A 1,154-nucleotide genomic window follows, 5' to 3' on the forward strand; every position below is an offset into this window, starting at 1 on the left:
AACGCCAGCAGGGCGGCGGCGGCCAGCAGCGCGCTGATGAGGATCACTTCCAGCCGGTGGCGCCCGGCCATCACCGGCACGTCGGCGGCGGCCAGCTGCTGCGTCAGGCTGTCGAGCCGTTCGCGGGCGGCGACCGGATAATGGCCCGGCACGCTCAGCGCTGCCCGATAACTGTCCCACGCTGCGTCAGACGGCGCGGTGTTCAGCAGGGCCGCCTTCTCGGCTGCCGTCCCGTCCTGCATGGCGAGGCCGGCGCGGGTCAGAAAGGTCAGCTGCTGCGTCAGCGCACCGGCGCGGTCGGCGTGGCGGTACATTTCGCGCAGCGTCAGCGCGCCGTAGCTGCCGGCCAGTGCCACCACGGCCAGGGAGAGGATCATCATCCACAGCATGACGCGGCGGATGGTAAAGTGTCTGAGTAGCTGCATGAGGTTTCCCCGGTGTTGTTATTATTTTGAATAATAAAAAGCATTATCATTTATTTTTAATTGCGCGCGTAATTAAGTTGCGCGCTACATTTATTTAACAGGATTCTGGCAGGAATAATTAAAAAAGGACACTCCCCGACGATAAAATTAAAGAATCGCGCTGCGCTAAATAATTTGCTAAACAAAATAAGCATGACATAAGACCAGGCAGCGCCTATAGTAAGCGCCATAAGAAAGTTTTTAATCGTTTTTTCCTTTCGCAGTTATTGTCTTTTATAACGGTTCGTTACCGTCCACTTTATCTTTATAATTTCGCACCGGAACCAGGCCGGGGCGGAGGAACCCATGCTGATGAATCTTAACGGCGACAGCGATCGCCGCGCGCGGGCGCTGAAAGCGCTGCGCAGTCCCGATGAAAGTCGCGATGACGTGCTGCGCAAGTTTGTCCGACTGACCAGCCAGGCGCTTGGCATACCCGGCAGCTTTATTTCAGTGCTGGACGACGAGCACCAGCACGTGCAGGCCGCACACAACTTCGCCCTCGCGCAGTCCTCGCGTGAAGACTCCCTCTGCCGCCACGCGGTGGACAATGATTGTGCAGTGGTGGTGCCCGACACCTGGCTGGACGCCCGCTTTGTGACGCATCCGCTCATCACCGGCGCGCCCTACATCCGCTTCTATGCCGGCGTGCCGCTGAAGAACCGCGAAGGCATCGTGCTCGGCACGCTG

At 58.6% G+C, this 1,154-nt stretch carries 1 protein-coding gene and 1 pseudogene; one reads left to right on the forward strand and one right to left on the reverse strand.

The genetic code is table 11. The annotated features are described in order from the left end of the window. Positions 1–425: pseudogene (locus PSSD_RS25940) on the reverse strand (methyl-accepting chemotaxis protein); the annotation flags it as partial. Between the two features lie 345 nt (positions 426–770). Between PSSD_RS25940 and PSSD_RS25945 the strand changes: the two are divergent. Beyond that, on the forward strand, positions 771–1,154 hold a 384-nt coding region (locus PSSD_RS25945), incomplete at its 3' end, for a GAF domain-containing protein (RefSeq protein ID WP_153011532.1).

It is taken from the genome of Type-D symbiont of Plautia stali (genome assembly GCF_001485335.1).
Lineage (GTDB): Bacteria > Pseudomonadota > Gammaproteobacteria > Enterobacterales > Enterobacteriaceae > Pantoea > Pantoea vagans_C.